Origin of the sequence: Methylobacterium nigriterrae (genome assembly GCF_037106235.1) — a bacterium.
In the GTDB taxonomy this organism is placed as follows: Bacteria; Pseudomonadota; Alphaproteobacteria; order Rhizobiales; family Beijerinckiaceae; genus Methylobacterium; species Methylobacterium nigriterrae.
Window position 1 is genome coordinate 1 of sequence record NZ_JBAWTG010000854.1, and the last position, 272, is coordinate 272.

General features: G+C 73.9%; 1 protein-coding gene. It reads right to left on the reverse strand.

Annotated features, from left to right (window positions below; all coding sequences use genetic code 11):
* On the reverse strand, positions 1-272 hold a 272-nt coding region (locus tag WDW90_RS39425), incomplete at both ends, for a glycosyltransferase family 4 protein (RefSeq protein ID WP_336493035.1).

The following is a 272-nucleotide window of genomic DNA, read 5'->3' on the forward strand; positions in this document are numbered from 1 at the left end:
GCAGCGCCCCCGCCGCTGCCCGCGCGCCCACCGAGAGCGACTCGTGCAGGACCGGATCGCCCAGGACGCGCCGCAACGCCCCGGCCAGCGCGCGAGCGTCGCCCGGCGCGATCGCGATCCCCGCCTGCGGGGGCAGCGTCTGCGCAAGCGCCCCGCCTGTTGTCGTGATGACCGGCAGGCCATGCTGCAGGGCCTCGGCCACCACCATGCCATAGCCTTCGTACCAGGAAGGCAGCACGAAAAGACGCGCCTGTGCATACGCCCGCTCGAGG